Genomic DNA, 6,432 nt, shown 5'->3' with positions numbered 1-6,432 from the left:
TGGGGGACAGCATCGCCCTCAACGGCGCCTGCATGACGGTCACCTCACTGGACCTGCCCGCCTCCCGCTTCACCATCGACATCTCGGCCGAATCGCTGGCCCGCACCACGGGCCTGGCCGACAGCGGTCGTCGCATCAACATGGAAAAAGCCCTGCGCGCCAATGACCGGCTGGGCGGGCACATCGTCTCGGGCCATGTGGACGGCATCGGCCACGTCACCCGCTTTGCCCAGGTGGGCGAGAGTTGGGAATTGTGCGTGATGGCACCGCCCGAGATGGGCAAGTACCTGGCCTACAAGGGCTCGATCACCGTCAACGGCGTGAGCCTGACCGTCAACCGTGTGGCGGACAGCGCCGATGGCACCGAATTCAGCATCAACCTGATTCCGCACACGGTGCAGGGCACCGCGCTGGGTGACCTGGTGGCCGGTGCGGCCGTGAATCTTGAAATCGACACCGTGGCCCGTTATGTCGAGCGCATGCTCACGGCCGGCCAGACCCCACCCAAGGAATCTGCATGAACGCTCCCCAAGCCCTGGCCCCCGTGGCCATCTCCCCCGTGGAGGACATCGTTGCCGACATGCGGGCCGGCCGCATCGTGATCCTGGTCGATGAGGAAGACCGCGAGAACGAGGGCGATCTGGTCCTGGCGGCCGACCACGTCTCGCCCGAGGCCATCAACTTCATGGCGCGCTTTGGCCGCGGCCTGATCTGCCTGACGCTGACCCGCGAGCGCTGCGAGCGCCTGAAGCTGCCTCCCATGGTGCCGCGCAATGGCACCAAGATGGGCACGGCCTTCACGGTGTCGATCGAGGCCGCCGAGGGGGTCACCACCGGCATCTCGGCCGCTGACCGCGCCCGCACGGTGCAGGCGGCGGTGGCCGCCAATGCCCGCGCCGAAGACCTGGTGCAGCCGGGCCACATCTTCCCGCTGCAGGCGGTGGAAGGCGGTGTTCTGATGCGCGCCGGCCATACCGAAGCCGGCTGCGATCTGGCCGCCATGGCCGGCTGCACGCCCGCCGCCGTGATCTGCGAGATCATGAAGGACGATGGCACCATGGCCCGCCTGCCCGATCTGCAGGTGTTCGCGGCCGAGCACGGTCTGAAGATCGGCACCATCGCCGACCTGATCGAGTACCGCAGCCGTACCGAAAGCCTGGTGCAAAAGCTCGGCACGCGGCCGCTGAACACGGCCTTTGGCGAGTTCACGGCTCATGCCTTCCGCGACGGCCCCAGCGGCGCGCTGCACCTGGCCCTGGTGATGGGCCAGTGGGCGCCCGAGCAGAGCGTGGACGTGCGCGTGCACGAACCGCTGTCGGTACTGGATGCGCTGGAGGTGGGCCGCTCGATGCACAGTTGGAGCCTGGAGGCCAGCCTGCGCCACATCACCCAGCAAGGTGCCGGTGTGGCCGTGCTGCTCAACTGCGGCGAGACCGCCGAGCAACTGCTGGACCAGTTCGAGGGCAAGGCCCGCTCGGCACAGGCCCCGGAGCGCGGACGCATGGACCTGCGCACCTACGGCGTGGGGGCACAGATCCTGCGCGAATGCGGGGTGCAGCGCATGCGCCTGCTGGGCACGCCCCGCCGCATGCCCAGCATGGCCGGCTACGGGCTGGAAATCACCGGCTTCCTCGGCCACGACGAAGAACCCCACAACCCCTGAACGGAACACCCATACCATGTTTGGCGCAGACAAAGGCTCTTCCACCAACCTGCTCGACGGCAAGCGGCTGATCATCGGCATCGTGCAGGCGCGTTTCAACGAAGGCATCACCAATGCCCTGTACGAGGCCTGCCACGCCGAGCTGCTGTCGCTGGGCGTGCAGGACAAGCACATCACCCGTGTGACCGTGGCCGGTGCACTGGAAGTGCCGCTGATGCTGCAGGCCATGGCCGAGCGTGACGAGTACGACGCGCTGATCGCGCTGGGCTGCGTCATCCGTGGCGAGACCTACCACTTCGAGCTGGTGTGCAACGAGTCGGCCGCCGGCGTCACCCGCGTATCGCTGGACACGCACACGCCGATCGCCAACGCCATCCTCACGGTGGAGAACGTGGCGCAGGCCATCGCCCGCCAGGAGGAAAAAGGGCGCGATGCCGCGCGCGTGGCCGTCGAGATGGCCCATCTGCTCGAACAGCACGGCTGAGCCATCACCATGAGCACAACCTCCCAGAAGCCACGCAAGGCCTCGGACAAATCGGCCCGCACGCGGGCGCGCGAATTCGCCCTGCAGGCCCTGTACCAGCACATCGTGGGCGGCAACGAAGCAGGTGCCATCGATGCCTTCACCCGCGACCTGAACGGTTTTCACAAGGCCGACAGCGTCCACTATGACGCCCTGCTGCATGGCTGCATCGCCCAGACCGACGAGGCCGATGCGCTGATTGCCCCCCTGCTGGACCGACCGCTGGCCGAGATATCCCCGATCGAGCGCGCCGTGATGTGGGTAGGCGTCTATGAGCTGCGCCACTGCCCCGACGTGCCCTGGCGCGTGGTGCTCAACGAGTGCATCGAGCTGGCCAAGAGTTTCGGCGGCACCGACGGCCACAAGTATGTCAACGGCGTGCTGCACCCGCTGGCCGCCCGGCTGCGCCCGGCCGAGGTGGCGGCGTCGCCGGGCCGTGAAGCCTCCACCGGCGGCCGGGGCTGAGCACGATGCGCATCAGCCAGCGCGCACAGCGCGTCGAGCCGTTCTATGTCATGGAGCTGGCCAAGGAGGCCCAGGCCTTGTCACAGGCCGCCGGTGCCGGTGGCCGGCCCATGATCTACCTCAACATCGGCGAGCCCGATTTCACCGCGCCGCCGCTGGTGCAGGCGGCCGCCGAGCGGGCGATCCGCGATGGCCTGAGCCAGTACACACCCGCCACCGGGCTGCCCGCCTTGCGCGAGGCCATCAGTGGCTGGTATGCCCAGCGCTTCGGACTCGACATCGACCCGACACGCATCGTCGTGACCGCCGGTGCATCGGCCGCCCTGCAACTGGCCTGCCTGGCCCTGATCGAGGCCGGTGACGAGGTCCTGATGCCCGATCCCTGCTACCCGTGCAACCGTCAGTTCGTGCAGGCCGCCGAAGGCCGGGCAGTGATGATTCCCTGTGGCCCCGAGCAGCGCTTCCAGTTGAGCGCGGAGCAGGTGCGCACCGCCTGGACGCCGGCCACGCGCGGCGTCCTGCTGGCCTCGCCCTCGAACCCGACCGGCACCTCGATCGAGCGCGATGCGCTGGAGGCCATTGCCCGCGAGGTGCGCGCGCGCGACGGCATCACCCTGATCGACGAAATCTACCTGGGCCTGAGCTACGACAGCGCCTTCGGCCACAGCGCGCTCGGCCTGCCCGACGGTCTGGGCGAGCAGGTCATCAGCGTCAACAGCTTCAGCAAGTACTTCAACATGACGGGCTGGCGCCTGGGCTGGCTGGTGCTGCCACCGGCCCTGGTGGCGCCGGTGGAGCGGCTGGCGCAAAACCTGTTCATCTGCGCCAGCACCATCGCCCAGCATGCGGCGCTGGCCTGCTTCGAGCCCGAGAGCCTGGCCGAGTACGAGCGCCGGCGCGCCGAGTTCAAGGCACGGCGCGACTGGTTCATCCCGGCGCTGCAGCGCCTGGGGCTGGAGGTGCCGGTCATGCCCGATGGTGCCTTCTATGCCTGGGCCGATGTAACCGGGCTGTGTCAGCGCTGGGGCATCCCCATGGCTGGCGAGCCCGCCAGCAGTGGGAGCTGGGCGCTGGCCTTCGAGCTGATGCGGCGTTGCCAGCTGGCCACCACGCCGGGGCGCGACTTCGCCCAGGCCGAACCCGGCCGCTGGCTGCGCTTTTCCACCGCCAACGCCCTGCCCCAGTTGCAGGAGGCCATCGCCCGCCTGGAGGCCGCGCTGTGAACAGCACCCCCGTGCGACCTTCCGAGGGCGACTCGGTACCCGTCAACGGGGCCAGGCCGCTGCCGGGTGTGCCATTCACGTGGACCGTGCGGGTGTACTGGGAGGACACCGATGCCGGTGGCATCGTGTTCTACGCCAACTACCTGAAGTTCTTCGAGCGTGCCCGCACCGAGTGGTTGCGCAGCCTGGGTGTGGAGCAGCAGCGCCTGCGCGACGAGGTGGGCGGCATGTTCGTGGTCAGTGGCACCGAGGTGCGCTACCTGCGGCCCGCCCGCCTGGATGATTTGCTTCTGGTTACCGCATGTATCCGCGACGCCGGCAAGGCATCCCTTACCATTGAGCAGCGGGCATGGCTCAAGCCCCGGCACGATGGCGAGCAGCCGGTGCTGCTGTGCGAAGGACTGATCCGCATCGGCTGGGTGGATGCCCTGACCCTGCGGCCCCAGCGCATTCCCGCCGCCATACTGTCGGCACTGACCTCTTCCCTTCTCGCTCCCACCTGAAACTTCTCGCACTGTCCGCGCTCACACACGCACATGTCGAACGATCTCTCCATCGTCCAGTTGTTGCTCCACGCCAGTTGGGTGGTCCAGGCCGTCGTCCTGCTGCTGGTGCTGATGTCGGTCATCAGCTGGGCAGCGATCTTCCGCAAGCTGTTCGCCCTCAAGCGTGTGGTCACGCACAATGAAGACTTCGAGCGCGAGTTCTGGTCCGGCGCCAACCTCAACGAGCTGTATGCGGCGGCAGCCCAGAACGCCCGAGAAGGCGGGCCGATGGAGCGCATTTTTGCCAGCGGCATGCGCGAATACCAGAAACTGCGCGAGCGGCGCATCGCCGACAGCGGCACACTGCTCGACGGCGCCCGGCGTGCGATGCGCGCCAGCTACCAGCGCGAGGTCGATGCGATGGAGGTCAACCTCTCGTTCCTGGGCACGGTAGGCTCCGTGGCACCTTACGTGGGCCTCTTCGGTACCGTGTGGGGCATCATGCACGCCTTCACCGGGCTGGCGGCGATGGCCCAGGTGACGCTGGCCACGGTGGCCCCCGGTATTGCCGAGGCCCTGGTGGCCACCGCCATCGGCCTGTTCGCGGCGATCCCGGCCGTGGTGGCCTACAACCGCTTCACACACGATATCGACCGCGTGGCGATCCGGCTGGAAACCTTCATGGAGGAGTTCTCCAACATCCTGCAACGCAACCTGGGCCACCAGCCGGCACCGACGTCGGCATCAGGACACTGAACACGCCATGGCCACTTCATCCCGCGGGCGTGTGCGGCGCACCAAGAACGAAATCAACATGGTGCCATTCATCGACGTGATGCTGGTGCTGCTGATCATCTTCATGGTCACGGCACCGCTGATCACGCCCAGCCAGATCGAATTGCCCAGCGTGGGCCAGGCCAGCGCCCCGCCCAAGACCTTCGTTCAGGTCGTCGTGAACAAGGATGAGCTGATCCGCGTGAGCGAGGGCCACGCCAGCCAGGAAGGCCAGACGGTCACCATCCAGCAACTGGCCGCGCAGGTGCAGCAACTTCAGGCGGCGGCTGGCGAGAACAGCCCCGTGCCGGTGGTGATCAGCGCCGACAAGTCGATCAAGTACGAAACCGTGGTCAAGGTCATGGACACCTTGCAACGGGCCGGTGTCGAGCGCGTGGGCCTGTCGGTGCAGGCCTCGCGCTGACCCGAAGCCATTGAAGCAGACATGCACAGCCCCGCCGACAGCAACGAATTCAAACCTCCACGATCAGGGCGATGGCTCGGCCCCATGGGCCTGGCCGTCTTCGTCCACGTCCTGTTGATCGCGGCCCTGACCTGGGGGGTGCACTGGAAGCAGGACGCGAACCCCAGCTTCGAAGTCGAATTGTGGTCACCGGTGGCCCAGCAGGCCGCGCCCAGGGCGGTGGAGCCGCCACCCCCGCCACCCCCACCACCGGAGCCCAAGCCGACGCCCAGGCCGGAGCCGAAATCCGAGCCCAAGCCGCAGCCCGCGCCGCCGCCGAAGCAAGAGGCCGACATCGCCATCGAGCAGGCGAAAAAGCAACGGGAAGAACAGGAACGCAAGCGCCTGGCGGAGGAAAAGGCCAAGAAGGACAAGGCCGAACGCGAGCGCCGGGAAAAGCAGGAGCGCGAACGCAAGCTGGCCGAGGAGAAGAAAAAGAAGGAAGCCGAGGAGCAAAAGAAACGCCTGGCCGAGCAGAAACGCAAGGCAGAGGAAGCCAAGCGCAAGCTCGAGGAAGAGCGGCAACTGGCTTCACAACGCATACGCGAGGAGCAGATGCGCCGCATCCTGGGCCAGGCGGGTGCCACGGGCGCACCCAGCTCGACCGGCACGGCCCAGCGCGCCAGTGGCCCGTCGTCGAGCTATGCCGGCATGGTGGCGGCGCGCATCCGCCCGAACATCATCTACACCGAGGACTTCCCGTCCCGCCTCGCCACCGAGGTGGAGGTGCGTGCACAACCCGATGGCCGCATCACCGACCGGCGCGTGGTGCGCAGCAGCGGCAACCGCGACTGGGACGAGGCCGCCCTGCGCGCCATCGACCGCACCGGCTCGCT

General features: G+C 67.6%; 9 protein-coding genes. All 9 read left to right on the top strand.

Annotated features, from left to right (window positions below; translation table 11 throughout):
• Positions 1-521 (top strand): riboflavin synthase (locus PHQ87_RS10145; RefSeq protein WP_300233555.1); only part of this gene is annotated, 521 nt, incomplete at its 5' end.
• Complete coding sequence (gene ribBA / locus PHQ87_RS10140) at positions 518-1,663, top strand: bifunctional 3,4-dihydroxy-2-butanone-4-phosphate synthase/GTP cyclohydrolase II (RefSeq protein WP_300233554.1); 1,146 nt, start codon at positions 518-520, stop codon at positions 1,661-1,663. The genes PHQ87_RS10145 and ribBA, both read left to right, overlap by 4 nt.
• A gap of 16 nt (positions 1,664-1,679) precedes the next feature.
• The gene (gene ribH / locus PHQ87_RS10135) at positions 1,680-2,147 is read left to right on the top strand and encodes a 6,7-dimethyl-8-ribityllumazine synthase (RefSeq protein ID WP_300233553.1); all 468 of its coding nucleotides are present in this window, start codon (positions 1,680-1,682) and stop codon (positions 2,145-2,147) included.
• A gap of 9 nt (positions 2,148-2,156) precedes the next feature.
• Positions 2,157-2,651 (top strand): transcription antitermination factor NusB, encoded by a 495-nt coding sequence (gene nusB, locus PHQ87_RS10130; RefSeq protein ID WP_300233552.1) that lies wholly within the window; start codon positions 2,157-2,159, stop codon positions 2,649-2,651.
• A 5-nt stretch (positions 2,652-2,656) separates the two neighbouring features.
• The gene (locus PHQ87_RS10125) at positions 2,657-3,874 is read left to right on the top strand and encodes a pyridoxal phosphate-dependent aminotransferase (protein WP_300233551.1); all 1,218 of its coding nucleotides are present in this window, start codon (positions 2,657-2,659) and stop codon (positions 3,872-3,874) included.
• A gap of 68 nt (positions 3,875-3,942) precedes the next feature.
• Entirely contained in the window at positions 3,943-4,377 is a 435-nt protein-coding gene (locus PHQ87_RS10120; protein WP_300233556.1) for a YbgC/FadM family acyl-CoA thioesterase, read from the top strand.
• 33 nt (positions 4,378-4,410) lie between these two features.
• Positions 4,411-5,115: a protein TolQ gene (tolQ, locus tag PHQ87_RS10115; protein WP_300233550.1), complete on the top strand. Its 705-nt coding sequence runs from the start codon at positions 4,411-4,413 to the stop codon at positions 5,113-5,115.
• 7 nt (positions 5,116-5,122) lie between these two features.
• Positions 5,123-5,557: a biopolymer transporter ExbD gene (locus PHQ87_RS10110; RefSeq protein WP_300233549.1), complete on the top strand. Its 435-nt coding sequence runs from the start codon at positions 5,123-5,125 to the stop codon at positions 5,555-5,557.
• A 21-nt stretch (positions 5,558-5,578) separates the two neighbouring features.
• The coding region (locus PHQ87_RS10105) for a cell envelope integrity protein TolA (RefSeq protein ID WP_300233548.1) at positions 5,579-6,432 on the top strand (854 nt) is incomplete at its 3' end.

The sequence above is a fragment of the Hydrogenophaga sp. genome, from assembly GCF_028698005.1.
Classification (GTDB): Bacteria; Pseudomonadota; Gammaproteobacteria; order Burkholderiales; family Burkholderiaceae_C; genus Hydrogenophaga.
Note: the sequence above shows the minus strand (reverse complement) of the source record. Positions and strands in the feature narration are given on the sequence as shown.

Coding starts and splice junctions, on each gene's coding strand:
- ribBA (WP_300233554.1), top strand. CDS start 518: ATGAACGCTCCCCAAGCCCTGGCCCCCGTGGCCATCTCCCCCGTGGAG.
- PHQ87_RS10110 (WP_300233549.1), top strand. CDS start 5,123: ATGGCCACTTCATCCCGCGGGCGTGTGCGGCGCACCAAGAACGAAATC.
- nusB (WP_300233552.1), top strand. CDS start 2,157: ATGAGCACAACCTCCCAGAAGCCACGCAAGGCCTCGGACAAATCGGCC.
- tolQ (WP_300233550.1), top strand. CDS start 4,411: ATGTCGAACGATCTCTCCATCGTCCAGTTGTTGCTCCACGCCAGTTGG.
- ribH (WP_300233553.1), top strand. CDS start 1,680: ATGTTTGGCGCAGACAAAGGCTCTTCCACCAACCTGCTCGACGGCAAG.
- PHQ87_RS10125 (WP_300233551.1), top strand. CDS start 2,657: ATGCGCATCAGCCAGCGCGCACAGCGCGTCGAGCCGTTCTATGTCATG.